This is a genomic window from Candidatus Tisiphia endosymbiont of Temnostethus pusillus (assembly GCF_964264675.1).
Taxonomy (GTDB): Bacteria; Pseudomonadota; Alphaproteobacteria; order Rickettsiales; family Rickettsiaceae; genus Tisiphia.
In genome coordinates this window covers 310,680-329,278 of record NZ_OZ183472.1, presented here as the reverse complement: position 1 = coordinate 329,278, position 18,599 = coordinate 310,680, and the positions used below count along the sequence as shown (strand labels likewise).

The following is an 18,599-nucleotide window of genomic DNA, read 5'->3' as shown; positions in this document are numbered from 1 at the left end:
AAAATTTTCACATAATCTAATTTTGCAAAAACATTTCTCTCTCTGCCAATCTCCTTCTCACTAAACCTTTAAGCTTGATACCTCTAGCATAAACCCATTTAGGAAATTCATCGGCAGCTGATAAATATTCACTTCGTAGCAGCTTTTGTCGTAAACTGGAAGCTTGAAATGCACCAGCTCCGCAGTTGAAGATGAATGATATCAAAGCTCCCTCTTGTGAGCAGTTTAATGGTACACGGCAATGTCGATAAATGGCACATTTAGCTTGTTCTATATCCTGCTCTAGCAAGTAATCAGCGTGTTCCCGCGATATGCCATCAGACATTTGTTGTTGTTCGTACTCTTTGATCACATGCCCCCAGCCAATAGTTTTTAAACCAGCTGGGCAGTAATATGGTTGTAGCTTCAAGCCTTCAAAGATTTTAATGATATATTCTGCTTTACTATTGCTATCATTTGCAGCAAGTTTAATATTTGTATCCACTAACTTTACCATTACTACTGCCGTTGACATAGGTGTAACCACTACCATTGCTATAGGTGTAACCGTTATTGTTACTATAACCATTCACTCGGTATCTGCCAAAAGCCCGATGACCAAACCAAAAACCAATAACTGCACAAAATATACCTTGATCCTCACTACTCCATATGGTGTCTGATGCACCAAATTTTATGAAGATGGTTAATTTTAATGCTACATAGAGCAGAAAGAATACATAAGTAATCATTGGTCTAACAGTGGTAGATAAAAAATCCACCCAATTATTATTGCTGTTATTGGCTATTTGCATGCCAGCATATTGATACAGATATTTACTCTCATCATTATCAGCCTGAATTTGGATTTCCTCAAGCCTAGCACTATGGATAGTATTTGAAGCTTTTATTTGCAGACCGATTAATTTCAGCTCATGTTCCTTGTCTTTCTTATCCTTAAGAAAATGCAAAATCTCCGGTAAAAAACTACTGAAAAATCCTATAAAGGCACTTAATATTGCTATCATATAATTATTACCTTTATTTAATGAATATCAATAGGACCACAACGACTGCCACCAATGGTCAATTTTTTATTAACAATATCAAGGATAACATTACCTGCAACATTATCAACGCTAACATAAGATTTCAAATTTGTTGCAGTTATAGAATTACCACTAAGTGTAAGAGTACCTCCAACCACACTTAGGGTGTTCGAACCATCGCCACGTCCTATTACATTAATTGGACACTCTAAACTCCAAGTTTGTGCGGTCATACTTAGACGTTGTTCTAAATCAGCTTTATTAAGTAAATCTTCAGTTTCATCTTCTGCCGCAATATCTGATAGGTGTAAACTAGCTAGCGAGGTTAGGCTTTGGCTTAAATCTTTACTATTCTCAAGACTAAGGCTATTTAGGTTGTCAGAACTATTAACACAGATGATATATTTTAGCCCTTTAATATTGCTGGCTTGAAGACGTTCATTTAGGTTCTTCAGATTATCTCTACCAACTCGGTTGCCTAAATTCCAAGGCAGGACGATATAATTACCTTCATCCTCAGAACTCATGGCTACTTTAGTGAAAGGATGCCCAGTACCCAAATAAAAGCTTAGTGATGACTTAGGAAATTCTTGAATTTCAGTGCCGCTCGCAGTTATTATATGCAGCTCTGCTTTTTCTACCTGATTTGGTATAAAAGTCTTATCGCCTAAGCGAAAATTAGCGACATCCGGTAAATGATCACTATTACTTCTGTAAACATTTTGCATGATTCTTTTAAGATTTTTAATCTTTTGTGACGTGTTAAATTCGACAATAATTTTTCGTGTTTTTCCCATATAATCCCCTGTAGTATCTGTATTGTAGGGGAGTTATTATATCATAAAAAATCACAATTTGCATCAAGTTTTGTGATATTTTTACATCGTATTTTCACTAATATAAGTTAAGTTGTTTTTCAACTTAATTTGGCAAATATTTGTTACTCAAAAAATATATAATAAAACGAAAAAACTGTTGCTTGTTAAAAGTTTTTATGTCAAAACACATTAAGGAACTCTCTAAAATTAGGTAGGTAAAATGACTACTAAACGTTTGAAGCATGACCAAATTTTTCGCAAAGCAATGGAAAATCCACTAGTAGCACATGAATTCTTAAACGCTCATTTGCCTAAACATATTAAAGCTCTGATAGATTTTCCTAGTTTAAAATTTGAAAATACCAGTTTTGTAGAGCAGAATCTAAGAGATTCTATCTCTGACGTGTTATTTTCTGCTAAGTTTGATGGTAAGGATGGTTATCTGTTTCTCCTAGTTGAACACCAAAGTTCGGCTGATCATTTTATGGCATTCCGTTTGCTACGATATATGTTAAATATCTGTGATAGATATTTAACTTTAAACCCTAAGGCAAAGTCTTTGCCATTAATATACCCCCTCATATTTTTTAATGGTGCAGGGGACTATAATGCCTCTCGTAATTTGTGGGAACTTTTTGAAGATAACCTACTAGCTAAAGAAATTTGGACAAATGATTATCAAATAGTTAATGTTAATGATATTCCTGATGAACAGTTAAAGCACAGGGTGTGGTCGGGTATATTTGAGTTTTTTGCGAAACATATAAGAGAACGCGATCTACTTAGGAAATGGCAAGAAATAGCCGATATGTTACCTGAACTAGTCAAGGTAAGTATAGGTTATAACTATGTAGAGCTGCTACTATGCTATACGTTGACAAGAATAAATAAAGAGGATAAACTAGAATTAGAAAAGCTATTAACAAGTAAGTTAAATCAGGAAACAGGTACAAGGCTTATGGGCAGTTTGGCACAACATTGGAAAGAAGAAGGCATTCTAGAAGGCTTTGAAATTGGTGAGGCTAAGGGAATCCAAATCGGAGAAGCTAGAGGAGAAGCTAGAGGAGAAGCTAGAGGAGAAGCTAAATTAATAAGAATGTTAATGAGTAAAGGAAGGTCTGTTAATGAAATCGCTACAATGACTGACTTACCTATCAGTAGAATTAACGAGCTATTAAAAATAGATATTCAATAGGAAAGTCCGGAATAATAGAAACAATAAGAAATGCTTCAGAGGAAGAGGAGCTATTTGGCAAGTAATCAATATCCGTTAAATTGAAACTATAAAGCTCGATTAGTACAGATTAAGTAACTAGCTAAATATAATTCCTAATCAAAACCTCTTCTGCATTTTTCCTTGCATTAGCTCTACAGTTAATACTTCTTGGTGCTTCGATAATTTCTATATAAAAATCTTTATACATATGCCTTATAAACTGAATATTGGAATTTGAAAGCAAAAAATATACCCCTTTATCGTTTAACTCTTTACATTTTTGATAAAGTTTTATTTGGTCTGTTTCTGTAAAATCAGATTTTGTATATTTAGTAAACGATTTATTATTTATAGGATAATAGGGAGGGTCAAAATAAACAAAATCACCTTTTTTTGGAGAAATTTTGCTGAAATCTTGATGTTTTATATCAATATTTTGTAGGAATTTACTACAAGCTATTATATTTGTTTCATCAACTATTGCTGGATTTTTATACGTTCCTATAGGTACATTAAATTCCCCTTTGTTATTGACTCTATGCAAACCATTATAACAGGTTTTATTAAGATATATAAAACGTCCAGCAACTTCTATATCATTATCACTAACCATTAATAAATTGTTTTCGGATTTTGTAATAATATTCTTCACAATGGTTTACTTTGTGTTTTGCCAATAGCTTTATCAATTCTTGCGGTTCATGTTTAATCACAGCATATGTAGTGATTAAATCTCGGTTGATGTCTGATATAGTTGCACTAGCTGGAGCAAGAGCAAACAAAAATGCTCCGCCCCCTACAAATGGTTCATAATAGTTTTTATAAGTTTGCGGTATTCTTGTGGATAATTCTTTTATCAAACTTCTTTTTCCACCTGCCCATTTTACAAATGGTTTTACCTTATCGTCATTTTCAATTATTATGTGCATTCTTTCTCCTACCAATTCAAGTTATGACAGTCATGGAAGCCACATAGAGCCGGTTGTAGGTAGAATAAATTCCTACCCGGGATGTGTCTTTGAAGGGATTTTTTAAGCAATTCTTCTGCCTTATCCAACTCGCCATTTTTGATTAAAGTAAGCACTGTGCCAAAATCAATGATGTCACTACCTGTCGTTCCTGCTAAAGCTTTAAGCAGATTATTATAACTGTCATACTCATTAAAGAAAAAATCCCCAAATAATCCAAGACCACCGCCCTGTAATAAAGATGCCATAAATACTCCTTCTTCATTTGGGTCAAGCCATTCTTTTCCATCAAACAACCTTTTAGCATTGATCGATAAGTAACCAAGCCCTATAGAACCCGGTAATAATTGAAACAACATTTTAATACTAGTTGGGTTTCTCATTGATTTAGCGATATCCTTCCATGTTCCTAAATCCAATAAATTGCCACTACCTATTTGTTGATGAAGTGGTATCTGATCGATGGTTACTGATTTTAACGGTCTAGTAATGTAAGTATAGGCAAAAGTTTTGAATTGCATTATACACTGAATCACCGCGGCAGCTGGCGAACCTGCTTTAATACCTAAATTGCCGAGTAACACGGCATTTCTCTCGGCAGTATGGGGAGTGGCAACAGCTGTATCGACCCGGTCAAGTAAATATCTTCGTAAATTATTGGTCAAATCCTGCTTAAGTCTAGCTCTATTGAGATCACTGACTATACTATTGCCATTTTGTTGTAAATACTGGTCTAGCAAATGATCAGGTAGTAATGCCATGTCAGGTATTAAATATGGTTTATTCTCTATTTGCTGTACTAAATGCTGATAAAGATGCCAATTACTTTCATTAATGCCATATCTATTAAGCAAAGTTTGTAAGTTATGATATAGTGAGTTAAAGGGCTTATTAACTTGTAATGCTAAATTATGCGATAACAAATTACCAGCTGTAGATTTCCAAACATTATCCCACCAATTCATACAATTTAGTTTAAAAAATGCATTGGTAAGTTTAAATATGCTACCAGATACTGGATACTCTCCTGCAAAGCGAGAATGACTATGACCAATCAATGAATCTACAGCCACACCAAGTAAACTAGCAAGCTCTTTTTTCTTTTCACCATTAAGTCCTGTAGCCGCCACTTGTAATATATTCGCATAAGATTGCATTATTAGTATGCCATTATTCTGTAGCTCACTGACAAAAGTCATCATATCAGGGATTGAAGAAAGTACCACTTTGCCAAGATTTGCCATACAGTTCCAAGCACGATAAGCCCCAAGGATACGGTCAACTGATGGTATTTGTGGTTTAACTCCTAGCATTAGGTCTAACTGATTGACAAAACTGTTTGGGTTACTAAGTACTGCTAATTGCTTTAAAATAGCTGGGTCTTTAATTGCTAACTCTTGTAGCTCCTTGGTAAAAGTACCTTTAATTGATTGTAGTATTAATTCAGGATTACAACCCATACTCTCCATCACCCCAATACTCCGACCTAGTATATTAAGGTTACTAACTATCGAATCAGCAATGAAGGATCGACTTTTAATTAAAGGGCTAATGAGTATAATGGACTGAAGAAAATGGACAAGAAAATAGAGTAAAAAGTTTCCTAATTAAGATAAAATAATAAGAAAAAATTAGGAGGAAAAATGACAAAAGAAAAAGCAAGAGTTTTTAGTGCTGAAGAAAAAACTAGGATAGTATTAGAAGTGCTGAAAGAAGAGAGTCCATTATCAGTGATAGCATCAAAATATGAGATAAACTCCAAGACAATTAGTAATTGGAAGAAACAATTTATATCAAATGCAGCATTGGCTTTTGAACCAGCAAAACTGGTAAGTAAATATCAGGAACAAATTAATATGCTGAAAGAACAAAATGATGAATTAGCGAAAACGCTTGGAAAAACAATAGTAGAGAGAGATTGGGCTGTGGGAAAGCTACAAAGCTTGGACTTATCAAATAGAAAAGAACTTGTCGATTCCAAGCTAGCAATGTTACCAAAGACAAGGCAATATGAATTATTAAAGATTAATCGTTCTTCAATGTACTATAAAGCAAAACCATTTAGTGGGTATAACTTAAATATTTTAAATAAAATAGATGAAATATATACTGATAATCCTGAATTTGGTTATCGTTATATCCATAGACAATTATTAGAAGATGGCTTGTTTATTGGTAAGGATCGGGTTCTAAAATATATGAACATGATTGGCATAGAGGCTATTTATCCAAAGAGGAAAAAGTTAACATCTGGAAAAGATAAACAGCATAAAATTTATAGTTATTTGCTTGATAAATATTGGACTAATCTAGGTACAACTAGGACTGTACACGTACCTAACGCTAACGAGGTTTGGAGCGGAGATATCAGTGTGCCGTGCCAAGCGGCTTGAGAGATGAAGGTAGGTCCTTCGCAGTCGATTTACAGGAATAGGCTGCAAACCACTGCATGCGGCAATTGTTTAAGGGCATTGTCGTGAGCGATGCAGAAAAGGCATCCTTGAGGTGTCAGGTATAGACTTAAGAAGACGAACAACAGTGAACCACCGTTCAAGTGTCGAAAGTGCTTCAGATGATGTCAAAACCAAGGAGGTGATGTTGCTTTGGGATAAATTTAGCGGGAACCTGTTTACTGGCTAGGTGGCATCCGGCATAGAGGTGGCGTGAGCTTAAGTCAAGGCTTTCAAGCTGAACACGGGAACCTGTGCAACGATGTTAAAGGAAAGGTACAAGCGGAAATAAAACCGTGAGGCTGATAGTACTGATGCGTATACACAGGGGCGGACAGACATGTAGTAATGATGAAGTTGCTGTAATGGCAATGGAGTGAAGGTGTCTGACCATTTTAGCTGTTCATCACAGTGTCAACTAAATTTATTTAGGAGGAGCTTATGAAGACAGTAAAGCCTTTTGAAATTTCTAAGCAATATGTATGGCAAGCATACCAATGTGTTAAGAATAATAAAGGTGCAGCAGGAGTTGAACAACAAACTATGGAAGAATTTGAGCGAAACCTAAAAGATAATTTGTATAAGATATGGAATCGTATGTCCTCAGGCAGCTATTTTCCTCCTGCAGTAAAAGCTGTGCCTATTCCAAAGAAATCAGGTGGAGAACGAATCCTTGGGATTCCAACTATTTCGGATAGAATAGCACAAACTGTAGTGAAGATGGTACTTGAGCCATTAGTTGAGCCCATATTTGACGAAGATTCATATGGTTATCGCCCAAAGAAATCTGCACATGATGCCATAGCAGTTACAAGAGCAAGATGCTGGAAATATGACTTTGTTGTTGAATTTGATATCAAAGGTTTGTTTGATAATATCGATCACAAACTATTAATGAAAGCATTGGAGAAACATTGTAAGTGCAAATGGGTACTACTTTACGTACAAAGGTGGCTTAAAGCACCATTGCAAGATAAAGATGGAAATATTATTATGCGCGATAAGGGAACACCTCAAGGAGGAGTGATAAGTCCAATATTAGCAAATTTATTTTTACATTATGTATTTGATGCATGGGTAAGAAGAGAAATGCCAAGTGTAGCATTTTGTCGTTATGCTGATGATGGTTTACTCCATTGTCAGAGTCAAGAACAGGCAGAATATGTGTTACAAGTTATTAGACAACGATTCTAGGAATGTGGCCTTACGATACATCCTGATAAGTCGGGTATTATATATTGTAAGGACAATAATCGTCGTGATGAATATGAACGAATCAGCTTTGACTTTCTCGGATATAGTTTTAGACCAAGAAGATGTGTAAACAAACAAGGCATGGTTCATCCAAATTTCTTACCTGCGATAAGTAATAACTCTAAGAAAGCAATCATACAAACCATAAGGAGTTGGCACATTCAGCTTAAGAATGACAAGTCCTTATCTGAACTTTCGGAAATGTTTAAAGCTGAGTTAAGAGGTTGGTATAACTATTATGGGCAGTTTTATCCATCGGCAATGCACAACATATGGAAGCACCTGAATTGGTATTTGGAGCGGTGGGTTAGAAGAAAATATAAGAAACTTGCATGGCATAAAAGACGTGCAAGAGAATATCTAAATAGATTAGCAAATCTTAATCCTGAAGCTTTTATACATTGGAAATTAGGAATATATCCAAAGGCTAAAATGGTGGGAGCGGTGTGAGCTGAGAGGTTCACGCACCGTTCTGAGAGGGGCTGAAGCTGCAATGCTTCAGTCTACTCACCCTTATGTTCGAACTAATTCGGGATTTATGTACATGGCGGCAATTATAGATTGGCATAGTAGAGCTGTGTTGAGTTATAAATTGTCAAATAGTATGGATGTAAGTTTGGTAACTGAAGTATTGCGGGATGCACTTAACAAATATCCTGCACCGCAGATATTTAATAGTGATCAGGGCAGTCAATATACTAGTCATGAACACATTGAAATTTTACAAGAGCATAACATTAAAGTTTCGATGAATGGTAAAGGAAGAAGTATTGATAATATAATAATGGAGAGATTTTTCCGAACTTTAAAATATAATTGTATATTTATTAATGATTTTAAAGATGTTAAAGAGCTAAAGCGTGGTATTGATGATTACATCAATCACTATAATTATAGAAGATTTCATTCAAGTATTGGTTACAAAAAGCACATGAATGTCTATCTAAATTCTATGCAAAATTATGAACAAATTGCAGCTTGAAAAATGCAAAAATGGGAAACAAAATTATTATTTTTTTTGTCTTGATTTTTCAGTCCAGTATCCTTTATGGCTAAAAGTTTTGATCATATCCTAAACAATATTGCCTTATGATAACTATAACATATAACGTTACAGTTATCAAGATAATTATCTAATAAAACTAAATTTACTAATGAACTTTATAGTTTCAATTTAACGGATATTGATTTAAAAAACAAGTTTATTATTGATAGCTTACAGTAGGAAGCTCTAATATCCCTGCTGTAAGCCATATTCCCTATGACTTACAGCGTAAAAGAAAATCTGCAGAAATTGAAGCTGATAACTCATTAAAATCCAGAGAACTAATTTGCTGCAAACTAAAGATGGTCTTCAAAGTTCAAATGAAGATTGATTGTCCCCGGTTATGTTAACATCTTGCTCGCTTGGTTGAGGTTCGGATGATTCAGTATCTAATTGATAAGCAGATGTATCATATTCTACTTGCCGTTGCAATGCATAGTAGTGTGTCACAAACTGTTGCAGAGCTTTATTGTCTGCTAATGCATAGATTATAGTATAATATTCCTCAAATTTTGGTATTATACTATTATAATTAGGTAAGTAATCTTTGATCATTTTCATGAATTGTGTGTTGACTTGTGCTAAAATCTTTTGTTGTGCTATGGTAATATCCTGTGGTTTTCTAACATCTATCATAGCTGCTCCCAGTTCTGCAAGGCTTTCTTGCAATTCTGGTTTCTCTTTAACAAACTCTATTAACTTCTTAGCTAATTCATTATTAAAGTCTTGAATATTGCTTTCTGTAATAGACGTCCTTTCTTTTTCTTTTTTAGCCTCTTCTTCTTTCAACTTATTGAACTTATTAAGAAATTCTGGGTTTATTTCAGTTGCACTATTAATAATTTGGCTCCATGTTCCTAGAATGCAAGCAGTCATGTCGCCATAAGTTGTAGCAGCCATGTATACTCCTACTGCTAAAGCAAATTCTTTCTGCTCTCTCAATGTTTCTTCTATATCTAAATTACTAATATCTTTAAATAGCTCTGATATTATCTGAGGAGTCTTTTGTATAATAGGATTGCTTTCTAAGAATTTATGACAATTGCTAGAATTTACTAATACTTTTAACGGAACATCTATTCCCAACTTTTCTTGTATTATTTTTAGTTTATCTTTTACTAATTCCGGGAATTTTACCATTAACGTTACCAGCAATTCCCGTTTATCAGCAACCGGAATTTCCATAGTATCTATTAATGATTTAACAAGTCCCAAAGATTCAGGAATAGTAACTGTATGTTCTTTATTATCATATTGTAGTTCATATGTAGAATACTCCCCTCTTAAATATTTTGCTCCTAGTGCTTCACTAGCTTTAGCCATTATAGTACGAACAAATTCTTGATCATCTAGTACAGCTGAGTCACTCTTTAATGCATTTCCCATTGTGTCCCGCTTAGATGCATCAGTCAAGCTAAGTAATGCTAATTTAACTGGAGTATTAAAGAAATTAGTAGAGTCTTTTAATTTATTATTATATGCCGTTGCTATCTCTTGTAACGATTCTTTTGTACCTTTATAGTCTTCAACTAACTTACCTGTAGTAAAATTCGTTAAATCTACTGCTTCTTTTGTATGAACGGACTGATTGTCCCGCACTAAGCGTAGCAATATTCCGCCTTGTTGTTTTTGCTCTGGTACAATACCATGTTGGAAAAGAAGCTGCTGCATCTCAAGTTTGTGATTATAAAAATGTAATAATGAGTGTCCTGCTGCGTCTCGTGAGTTTATAGCAAATGGGTATTTTTCTGGAGAATTTATTATATGTTTTATCATATCGTCTACACATCTACTGCCTGTCTTAAGCAGTACAAACATCCTATCTCTAACTTCTTCAGGCGTAACTTTTGGGTTGTTTGCATTTTGCATTAACTTAATGATCTTGTTTTGTGTTGAGTTATCAAGTGAGATTTTACAATTAATCAAATTAGAGAGTTTTTCCATCTCTGTAACACTTAATGAGTCAGTTGTAATTTTAAGTTTACTAAGATTAGTGAGTTTAACTATTTTATCTAATACTTCATTATTGGAGATAGTATTTATGCTCAGTGCAGTAAAATTATTGAGTTGGGCTATTGCTGCCCTTATAGCACTTAAGTTATTCCACCCTATGTTTAGATTAGTAAGGTTAGAGAGTTTGGCTATTTCAGTTGCACCTTTACTAGTTAAGGGATTATAGCTTATGTCCAGTTCAATAAGATTAGTGAGTTGGGCTATTTTAGCTGCACCTTCATCACCTATCTCATTAGCATGTACGTTTAGATTAGTAAGGTTAGAGAGTTTGGCTATTTCAGCTGCCCCTATAGCACTTAAGTTATTCCACCCTATGTTTAGATTAGTAAGGTTAGAGAGTTTGGCTATTTCAGCTGCACCTTCATCACCTATCTTATTACTTTTTACGTTAAGGGCAGTAACATTACTATTCTTTAATACCTCAACTAATAATTTAAGATGATCAATATCAATATTCCGTTCTTCTAATTTAAGCTCTGTAACATTAGAGTTATTTCCAATAAACTGGATTAAATTGTTGAATTGGTCAGTATTGTTCAATGGCCATAGTTGGTAGCCAAGACATAAGGAACCATCTTTTAGATGTTTGTTAAAGTCTATCGTCATTGCTGTTACCTAATTAAGATTAATAGTTTTAATGTAATAAACTGCTATATTACAGCTCTGTGCCGTGTTAAACGGATTTTAATTTATGACCTGCATGATATCAAAGATAATTAATATTACAAGTGTTATTTTTAACAAAAATTATTTTATAATCTTAACCTATAATCCTAAAGTATACTAATTTATTTTAATAAGAATATGATGTAAAAATAGCACAAAACTTGATGCAAATTGTGATTTTTTATGATATAATAACTCCCCTACAATACAGATACTACAGGGGATTATATGAGAAAAATTGCAGTCAGATTTTATAAGTCAAAAGATATCGAAAATCTAAAAAGAATCATGAGAAATGTTTACACAAGTAATAGTGATCACCTGCCAGATATTGCTAAATTTCATTTGGGCGATAAGACTTTTATACCAAATCAGGTAGAAAAAGCAGAGCTGCATATAATAACTGCGAGCGGCACTGAAATTCAAGAATTTCCTAAGTCATCACTAAGCTTTTATTTGGGTACTGGGCATCCTTTCACTAAAGTAGCCATGAGTTCTGAGGATGAAGGTAATTATATCGTCCTGCCTTGGAATTTAGGCAACCGAGTTGGTAGAGATAATCTGAAGAACCTAAATGAACGTCTTCAAGCCAGCAATATTAAAGGGCTAAAATATATCATCTGTGTTAATAGTTCTGACAACCTAAATAGCCTTAGTCTTGAGAATAGTAAAGATTTAAGCCAAAGCCTAACCTCGCTAGCTAGTTTACACCTATCAGATATTGCGGCAGAAGATGAAACTGAAGATTTACTTAATAAAGCTGATTTAGAACAACGTCTAAGTATGACCGCACAAACTTGGAGTTTAGAGTGTCCAATTAATGTAATAGGACGTGGCGATGGTTCGAACACCCTAAGTGTGGTTGGAGGTACTCTTACACTTAGTGGTAATTCTATAACTGCAACAAATTTGAAATCTTATGTTAGCGTTGATAATGTTGCAGGTAATGTTATCCTTGATATTGTTAATAAAAAATTGACCATTGGTGGCAGTCGTTGTGGTCCTATTGATATTCATTAAATAAAGGTAATAATTATATGATAGCGATATTAAGTGCCTTTATAGGATTCTTCAGCAGTTTTATACCGGAGATTTTGCATTTTCTTAAGGATAAGAAAGACAAGGAACATGAGCTGAAATTAATCGGCATGCAAATCAAAGCTTCAAATACTGGTCATAGTGCTAGACTTGAGGAAATCCAAATTCAGGCTAATAATGATGAGAGTAAATATCTATATCAATATGCCGGTATGCAAATAGCCAATAACAGCAATAATAATTGGGTGGATTTTTTATCTACCACTGTTAGACCAATGATTACTTATATATTTTTTCTGCTCTATATAGCATTAAAATTAGCTATCTTCATAAAATTTGGTGCATCAGACACCATATGGAGTAGTGAGGATCAAGGTATATTTTGTGCAGTTATTGGTTTTTGGTTTGGTCATCGAGCTTTTGGTAGATACCGAGTTAATGGTTATAGTAACAATAACGGTTACACCTATGTCAATGGTAGTGGTAATGGTAAAGTTAGTGGATACAAATATTAAACTTGCTGCAAATGATAGCAATAGTAAAGCAGAATATATCATTAAAATCTTTGAAGGCTTGAAGCTACAACCATATTACTGCCCAGCTGGTTTAAAAACTATTGGCTGGGGGCATGTGATAAAAGAGTACGAACAACAACAAATGTCTGATGGTATATCGCGAGAACATGCTGATTACTTGCTAGAGCAGGATATAGAACAAGCTAAATATGCCATTTATCGACATTGCCGCGTACCATTAAACTGCTCACAAGAGGGAGCTTTGATATCATTCATCTTCAACTGCGGAGCTGGTGCATTTCAAGCTTCCAGTTTACGACAAAAGCTGCTACGAAGTGAATATTTATCAGCTGCCGATGAATTTCCTAAATGGGTTTATGCTAGAGGTATCAAGCTTAAAGGTTTAGTGAGAAGGAGATTGGCAGAGAGAGGAATGTTTTTGCAAAGTTAGATTATGTGAAAATTTTATAAACAAACAACATCATATAACAGGATAAAAAAATGAAAGCCGCAAGGATAAAAATAGAGAAAAATCAAGAGCAGTATCAAAACATTGTTAGCCAAAATGTTGTTAGTTTAAGCAAAAAGAAAAATAAACCTCAAGAAGTTGTGATAAATGATACTGTAAAACAGACTTCCACTACCCCTGAGGTAATACCACAAACTGTGTCCCAAACTATGCCTCAAACTGTTGAGCAGGCAAGAAAACACTACGCTATTTCTAGCAATAATATTGATAGCCAAAATATTATTGAAGCAAATGACGCAATAGCTGAAAAAGTAAAAGAGCTGAATCAGTTGGAAGAGATACAACAACAGCTACTCTGCAAGGAAGATAGCTTAAAGTTAGAAGTGATGAATTATATGCAATTCCATGTTTACCTAAAAAAAGGTGAGCATATTCTTGTATCGTGGAAACAAGCTACCCGCAAAACCTTCGATCTACCAAAGTTCAAAGGTGATTATCCTGAAATATATAGTGAATATGTCAAAGAGATATCCCCTAGACTATTTAGGCTTTATTAATCTTTATTAAAATTCGGTGATATTGTTAACCAAAATGTATTTTCACTTTTAATATTATTTTTTCTTGCTATCATTAATGCCCAAGCTGATGGTAAGGAAAATGATAGGGTATCCTCAAGAACAAAGAAGTTTAAACAAAGAACAAAAAGAAGCTGTGGGGTTACTGTCAGTAGGAACTTTCCTTGAATATTTTGATTTGATGATTTATGTTCATATGGCGGTATTTATTAATGAAGTATTTTTTCCCAAAACTGATCCACACACTACGGCTTTGTATTATGCAGCTACTTTTTGCTCAACTTACTTACTTAGACCATTAGGGGCTTTAATATTTGGATGGGTAGGTGATAATATAGGTCGTAAGGCAACAGTTATCATCACAACTTTCATGATGGCATTTGCTTGCGTTGTTATGGCTAATCTGCCTACTTACGAACAAATAGGAATCTTAGCGGCTTGGTTAGTAACCATCTGCCGGGGTATTCAAGGTATATCTTCTCTAGGTGAAATAGTAGGGACAGAACTTTATTTAACTGAAACGCTTCACCCACCAATACAATATGCAAGTGTTGGATTTATAGGGGCTTGTGCTACCTTAGGAAAGTTAGGGGCGTTAACAATTGCTTCACTTGTTGCCTGTAATATTTTTAACTGGCGTGTAGCATTTGGGATAGGTGCAGCAGTTGCCCTGATTGGTTTTGTTGCAAGAAGCAAACTTAGAGAAGCCCCAGACTTTGCTGATGCCAAACGTCGAATTAAAAAAGTTTTTGACAAAACTAATACCGATATAAATATTTTATATGACCGTCCTACTTGGCGGGAAAAAGTGAATAAAAAAACCGTACTAGCTTTCTTTTTATTACAATGTCCTTTACCGGTATGTATTTATTTTATTTATATATATTGTGGTAATATTTTACAAACTAGTTTTGGTTACACACTGCCTGAAGTTATTCACCATAATTTTCTTGTCTGTATAATGGAGCTGTTAACCACATTAATATTATGTTATTTAAGTTTAAAAGTATATCCATTATTAATCATAAAAATTACACTGCTAATATTTTCTATTTTCATGATATTTTGTCCGTATTTATTGAATAATCTTAATTCTCCTGATCAGTTATTTTTGATTCAATTCATTATAATCTTATGGAAGAAATGCCTCGACCCTGCTACTCCCATTTGTTTAAAAAGCTTTCCCATATTTAAACGTTTTACTTGTGCCAGCATAACATTTGCTGTATCTCGTGCTTTAATGTATGTTATCAGTGCTTTTGGTTTTGTCTACCTGATTGAGTGTTTTGGCAATTGGGGAATATGGTTTATTATGATTCCTACAATGATCGGTTTTGCTTACGGACTATCTCATTTTGAAAATCTAGCAAAACCAGCTAAAATCATCTACCCAAGAAATGTGTACTCTAAAGCAGATGGGTTAGGGGTAATAGGTAAATTTTTGTAACATAGATTTATCAATTGTTGTTCGGCTGTTGGTATTTCTAAGTAAAAACAAATATCTATAAAATATCCTATAGTTTCCTTAACTATCTTCAGTGCCTTTTCAGGTGATTTAGCTCCTAGAGTTTGTAAGTTGTGAATGCGATCAAAAATTTTAATCAATGCTACATCATATTTTTCCTGTTGAACTAATAAATCTAAAATCTCTTTGGAGCTAATTTTGCCATAAGGCTTGACCCTTGTCAGGTCTTCTACTTGACTTGCGACTAGACTGCCAAAAATTTGAACAATCATCTCTTCGGTAAGTGTTGTGTCTTCAACAGTATCGTGCAGTAAACTGGTAACGATCATGTTAGTGTTAAACAATTGCTGAACTGCTTGAGCTGTATATTCAGCAAACATATAAGCTACTTCAATCGGGTGTGAGTAATATGGTTCACCCGATTGCCGCATTTGACTACCATGATATTTCTTAGCATAATAGATAGCTTTGATAATTTCTCTGATATCTACTGGGTGAGCTACTTTTTCATTGAGTAAAATCAATTTACTAAGTAACTTAGCAGAATATTTACAAGATTCAAACTTTGTCCACCAATTGTCAATATCTTCCATGAAATGCCTCCCCATTATTTTGATTGTACATTAAATTAAACTAATATTGCCAATAATTTTATTATATTTTTTAAGAATCTTTTTGGAATTGATGGCAAAGATTTTCAATCGCCTGCTCATAATCAATGAGTTCTGATATAGTCCAATTAAACTGATTAAAAATATCATAGGCTTTATTTATTTCAGTATTAATAGCAACTGTATTAACTCTCTCCTCATAAAATAACTTTCTTAATTTTTCTTCCTGCGTTTCTTTATATTTCTCATGGTTGGCAATGCCAAATTCGGCTATATTATGCATCCTTCTAGTCCGTATTTGTATTTCTATGTTACGGTCATAGATATCAGCTATAACTACGAGATGCAAAGAACGGTAACCATTATCCTTAGGATTAGCAATATAGTCTTTAGTCTTTCCCATATGAACAGAATAGATATTGTAAAGAGTAGTCAATACTTCATAACAGTCATATTGTTTATCAACTATAATTCTAAAACCAATTAGGTCAGTTAATTCTTTCAGCTCTATATTCTTCCTTAACATCTTTTTTAAAGCAGAATAAGGGTCTTTTAATCTGTACTGTATTTCAACTTTTATACCATTTCTACGCAGGTTAGCACTAATATTAGCTATAATGTTACGTAAATCATTAGTAGTGCTACCTTGCATAATTAATATTGTACTCTATACTCAGAACTTTAATGTTAACAATTAACAACTAGTCTGTCAATTATCAGTAATTAGTTAATAAATTAATAGAAAATGGTCATAAAAGACTCATAAAACTATCATTCTGCCATTCCATTAGATAATTTGGAGAACAGATATACTTTAAATATAAAACCATATTATACTAATGATAAAAATACTTGCAATAGTTTGTTATATTTATTTCCAAAAAATATTTGTGGTTGATTTTTAACATCGTTAGTCATAAAATTAATTCCTGTTTTTTGTTTTGCGAAAAATAGACACTGAGGTTAGATTGTAATTTGATAGATTGTCTTCTAACCTCAGTGCTTGATGCCACCCCACGTGGCATCCTATTTCCATATCCTATCATTGTTCCCAATATTGTAGTTGCTCTTCCCCTAATATAGTGTTAAACCACCGACAAACTACCAGTCAGTTTTTTGTCGTGGATATCTAGAGCCTTAATTAACCATTCTATTGCTACATCAGTAACCATTACTCCTCCCAAATCTATTATTATCTTGCTGACAACTTTATTAGCCTTTAGAATTCTTATTAATTTTAACAAGTTCAGTCATAATATTATCTCCAAATTTATTAGATATTTTTAATGGTTATTGGTCATATTGTTGTCATTATTAAGCTCTTCAGTTGAATGTAATGTTACCGGCACTTGCAAAGTAAAAGTTGTACCTTTACCTTGCTGGCTGCTAAGTTTAATTTTACCATTCAGATCACCAATAAATTGTTTGACTAGACTTAAACCTAGACCTAATTCTAAAGTTGATTCTAAGTTTGAATCCGTCGCCAATTCCTCGCCACTAGCTTTGCTAGTCGAGTTACTAAAGGCAGAACTATCAAGACCATTTAATTGCCGATAGATATATTGTTGCTGTTCTTCAGACATACCAATACCTGTATCATGAACAATGAATTGTAAAGTATCTTTGCTCTCTGTAGCTGCTTCTCCACCTCCACAATCTTTATCAATTTGTGATAGTATAGTGCTTGCTGGAAAAAAATTGGTAGTTACGACAACTCTGCCTTGTTCAGTGAAATTAATGGCATTAGTAATTAATTGGGTTAATATCGCCTCAAGTCGGTAACTATCAGCAATGAGGGTATTTGGGATATCACTGTAGAAATTATTTACAACCCTTATACCTTTACATTTAGAGGTTAGTCCTAATTTAGTAATAACTCTGTCTACTAATTTCCTAGGGTTGGATTTATTAGGAATCATCGGTACTAAGGCTACTTTTGTGGTAGCAATTAAGTGTGAATGGCACTGAGCAAACTTTAGCATAGTTTCGCTGTACTCCATTTGCACTCTAGTACAATTGATAATATCAATTATAGAATGTTCTTTAACGTCATCTTTTTTTGGCTCAAGGAGTGTTATAGCCTTGTCCCAAACGGTAATACCGAAAGTTTTTACATTAAGAAATATATTTATTATGAAGTTGTGGTAGATGAAATTAGTTACTTGTAGATTTTTCTTGGCTTGTTGTAGTTCAACAATAATGTCACTACTGATATTATTTGTTTCATCGTTAGTTCCAAGGATTTTGTCACTGGTAACATTTTTTTTGATATTTTTTTTACAGGTAGATTGGTTTTCTTGTTGATTTTTAATATCCCTCGTCATAAAATGAACTCCTATTTTACTGTTGTGAAGTAGACACTGAGGTTAGAGAAAATTTTGCGATTGTAATCTAACCTTAGTGCTTAACATTTACACTATTGTAACGTCGTCTTAACAAATACTATCATTTTTCCGCAGAGTAAAGGG

21 protein-coding genes are annotated in these 18,599 nt (G+C 33.9%); 10 read left to right on the top strand and 11 right to left on the bottom strand.

Annotation, left to right across the window (positions count from 1 at the left end; translation table 11 throughout):
* Window positions 1-16 precede the first annotated feature (16 nt).
* The 3 genes from ACFEL2_RS01665 to ACFEL2_RS01655 are packed head-to-tail and all read right to left on the bottom strand — an operon-like array spanning window position 17 to window position 1,825.
* Window positions 17-484: a lysozyme gene (locus tag ACFEL2_RS01665; protein WP_375332068.1), complete on the bottom strand. Its 468-nt coding sequence runs from the start codon at window positions 482-484 to the stop codon at window positions 17-19.
* Window positions 468-1,007, bottom strand: a complete 540-nt coding sequence (locus ACFEL2_RS01660; protein ID WP_375332100.1) for a hypothetical protein — start codon at window positions 1,005-1,007, stop codon at window positions 468-470. The genes ACFEL2_RS01665 and ACFEL2_RS01660 overlap by 17 nt, the downstream gene beginning before the upstream one ends.
* A gap of 17 nt (window positions 1,008-1,024) precedes the next feature.
* Window positions 1,025-1,825, bottom strand: a complete 801-nt coding sequence (locus ACFEL2_RS01655) for a hypothetical protein (protein ID WP_375332099.1) — start codon at window positions 1,823-1,825, stop codon at window positions 1,025-1,027.
* A 241-nt stretch (window positions 1,826-2,066) separates the two neighbouring features.
* On the opposite strand from ACFEL2_RS01655, the gene ACFEL2_RS01650 reads away from it, so the two are divergent.
* On the top strand, window positions 2,067-3,041 hold the full coding sequence (locus tag ACFEL2_RS01650; RefSeq protein WP_375332098.1) for an Rpn family recombination-promoting nuclease/putative transposase: 975 nt from the start codon (window positions 2,067-2,069) through the stop codon (window positions 3,039-3,041).
* Between the two features lie 121 nt (window positions 3,042-3,162).
* Here the strand turns inward: ACFEL2_RS01650 and ACFEL2_RS01645 are convergent, their stop codons facing one another.
* Genes ACFEL2_RS01645 through ACFEL2_RS01635 form a run of 3 tightly spaced genes read right to left on the bottom strand, consistent with a single transcriptional unit; the run spans window position 3,163 to window position 5,490 of the window.
* On the bottom strand, window positions 3,163-3,714 hold the full coding sequence (locus tag ACFEL2_RS01645; protein ID WP_375332064.1) for a DNA adenine methylase: 552 nt from the start codon (window positions 3,712-3,714) through the stop codon (window positions 3,163-3,165).
* Window positions 3,668-3,991 (bottom strand): DNA adenine methylase, encoded by a 324-nt coding sequence (locus tag ACFEL2_RS01640; RefSeq protein ID WP_375332063.1) that lies wholly within the window; start codon window positions 3,989-3,991, stop codon window positions 3,668-3,670. Before ACFEL2_RS01640 ends, ACFEL2_RS01645 begins: the two co-directional genes overlap by 47 nt.
* Before the next feature lie 8 nt (window positions 3,992-3,999).
* Window positions 4,000-5,490, bottom strand: a complete 1,491-nt coding sequence (locus ACFEL2_RS01635; protein ID WP_375332097.1) for a hypothetical protein — start codon at window positions 5,488-5,490, stop codon at window positions 4,000-4,002.
* Window positions 5,491-5,673: 183 nt separating this feature from the next.
* Here ACFEL2_RS01635 and ACFEL2_RS01630 point away from each other — a divergent pair, with 183 nt between their 5' ends.
* The 4 genes from ACFEL2_RS01630 (at window position 5,674) to ACFEL2_RS01615 (ending at window position 8,716) form a co-directional block, all read left to right on the top strand.
* Window positions 5,674-6,423, top strand: coding sequence for an IS3 family transposase (locus tag ACFEL2_RS01630; RefSeq protein WP_375331964.1), 750 nt, complete (start codon window positions 5,674-5,676; stop codon window positions 6,421-6,423).
* Between the two features lie 498 nt (window positions 6,424-6,921).
* On the top strand, window positions 6,922-7,674 hold the full coding sequence (gene ltrA, locus ACFEL2_RS01625; protein WP_375331963.1) for a group II intron reverse transcriptase/maturase: 753 nt from the start codon (window positions 6,922-6,924) through the stop codon (window positions 7,672-7,674).
* Between the two features lie 141 nt (window positions 7,675-7,815).
* Window positions 7,816-8,184 carry a group II intron maturase-specific domain-containing protein gene (locus ACFEL2_RS01620; protein WP_375331962.1) on the top strand — a complete coding sequence of 123 codons (369 nt, stop codon included), beginning with the start codon at window positions 7,816-7,818 and terminating at the stop codon, window positions 8,182-8,184.
* 43 nt (window positions 8,185-8,227) lie between these two features.
* A complete protein-coding gene (locus ACFEL2_RS01615; protein ID WP_375332096.1) occupies window positions 8,228-8,716 on the top strand; it encodes an IS3 family transposase in 489 nt (162 codons plus the stop codon).
* Between the two features lie 372 nt (window positions 8,717-9,088).
* Here the strand turns inward: ACFEL2_RS01615 and ACFEL2_RS01610 are convergent, their stop codons facing one another.
* Window positions 9,089-11,398 carry a hypothetical protein gene (locus ACFEL2_RS01610; RefSeq protein WP_375332095.1) on the bottom strand — a complete coding sequence of 770 codons (2,310 nt, stop codon included), beginning with the start codon at window positions 11,396-11,398 and terminating at the stop codon, window positions 9,089-9,091.
* Window positions 11,399-11,686: 288 nt separating this feature from the next.
* On the opposite strand from ACFEL2_RS01610, the gene ACFEL2_RS01605 reads away from it, so the two are divergent.
* The 5 genes from ACFEL2_RS01605 (at window position 11,687) to ACFEL2_RS01585 (ending at window position 15,502) form a co-directional block, all read left to right on the top strand.
* Window positions 11,687-12,478, top strand: coding sequence for a hypothetical protein (locus tag ACFEL2_RS01605; protein WP_375332094.1), 792 nt, complete (start codon window positions 11,687-11,689; stop codon window positions 12,476-12,478).
* 17 nt (window positions 12,479-12,495) lie between these two features.
* The gene (locus ACFEL2_RS01600; RefSeq protein ID WP_375332093.1) at window positions 12,496-13,011 is read left to right on the top strand and encodes a hypothetical protein; all 516 of its coding nucleotides are present in this window, start codon (window positions 12,496-12,498) and stop codon (window positions 13,009-13,011) included.
* A complete protein-coding gene (locus ACFEL2_RS01595) occupies window positions 12,995-13,462 on the top strand; it encodes a lysozyme (protein WP_375332092.1) in 468 nt (155 codons plus the stop codon). The genes ACFEL2_RS01600 and ACFEL2_RS01595 overlap by 17 nt, the downstream gene beginning before the upstream one ends.
* 50 nt (window positions 13,463-13,512) lie before the next feature.
* Complete coding sequence (locus tag ACFEL2_RS01590; RefSeq protein ID WP_375332091.1) at window positions 13,513-14,037, top strand: hypothetical protein; 525 nt, start codon at window positions 13,513-13,515, stop codon at window positions 14,035-14,037.
* A 100-nt stretch (window positions 14,038-14,137) separates the two neighbouring features.
* On the top strand, window positions 14,138-15,502 hold the full coding sequence (locus ACFEL2_RS01585; protein WP_375332090.1) for an MFS transporter: 1,365 nt from the start codon (window positions 14,138-14,140) through the stop codon (window positions 15,500-15,502).
* On the opposite strand, the gene ACFEL2_RS01580 is transcribed toward ACFEL2_RS01585, so the two are convergent.
* The 4 genes from ACFEL2_RS01580 to ACFEL2_RS01565 all read right to left on the bottom strand — a co-directional run bounded on the left by ACFEL2_RS01580 (window position 15,442) and on the right by ACFEL2_RS01565 (window position 18,455).
* Window positions 15,442-16,113, bottom strand: coding sequence for an HD domain-containing protein (locus ACFEL2_RS01580; RefSeq protein ID WP_375332089.1), 672 nt, complete (start codon window positions 16,111-16,113; stop codon window positions 15,442-15,444). The genes ACFEL2_RS01585 and ACFEL2_RS01580 overlap by 61 nt on opposite strands.
* A gap of 70 nt (window positions 16,114-16,183) precedes the next feature.
* Window positions 16,184-16,783 (bottom strand): bifunctional (p)ppGpp synthetase/guanosine-3',5'-bis(diphosphate) 3'-pyrophosphohydrolase, encoded by a 600-nt coding sequence (locus ACFEL2_RS01575; protein WP_375332088.1) that lies wholly within the window; start codon window positions 16,781-16,783, stop codon window positions 16,184-16,186.
* Between the two features lie 433 nt (window positions 16,784-17,216).
* Window positions 17,217-17,375 carry a hypothetical protein gene (locus ACFEL2_RS01570; protein ID WP_375332073.1) on the bottom strand — a complete coding sequence of 53 codons (159 nt, stop codon included), beginning with the start codon at window positions 17,373-17,375 and terminating at the stop codon, window positions 17,217-17,219.
* 39 nt (window positions 17,376-17,414) lie between these two features.
* The gene (locus ACFEL2_RS01565; RefSeq protein ID WP_375332087.1) at window positions 17,415-18,455 is read right to left on the bottom strand and encodes a sensor histidine kinase; all 1,041 of its coding nucleotides are present in this window, start codon (window positions 18,453-18,455) and stop codon (window positions 17,415-17,417) included.
* Between the last annotated feature and the right edge of the window lie 144 nt (window positions 18,456-18,599).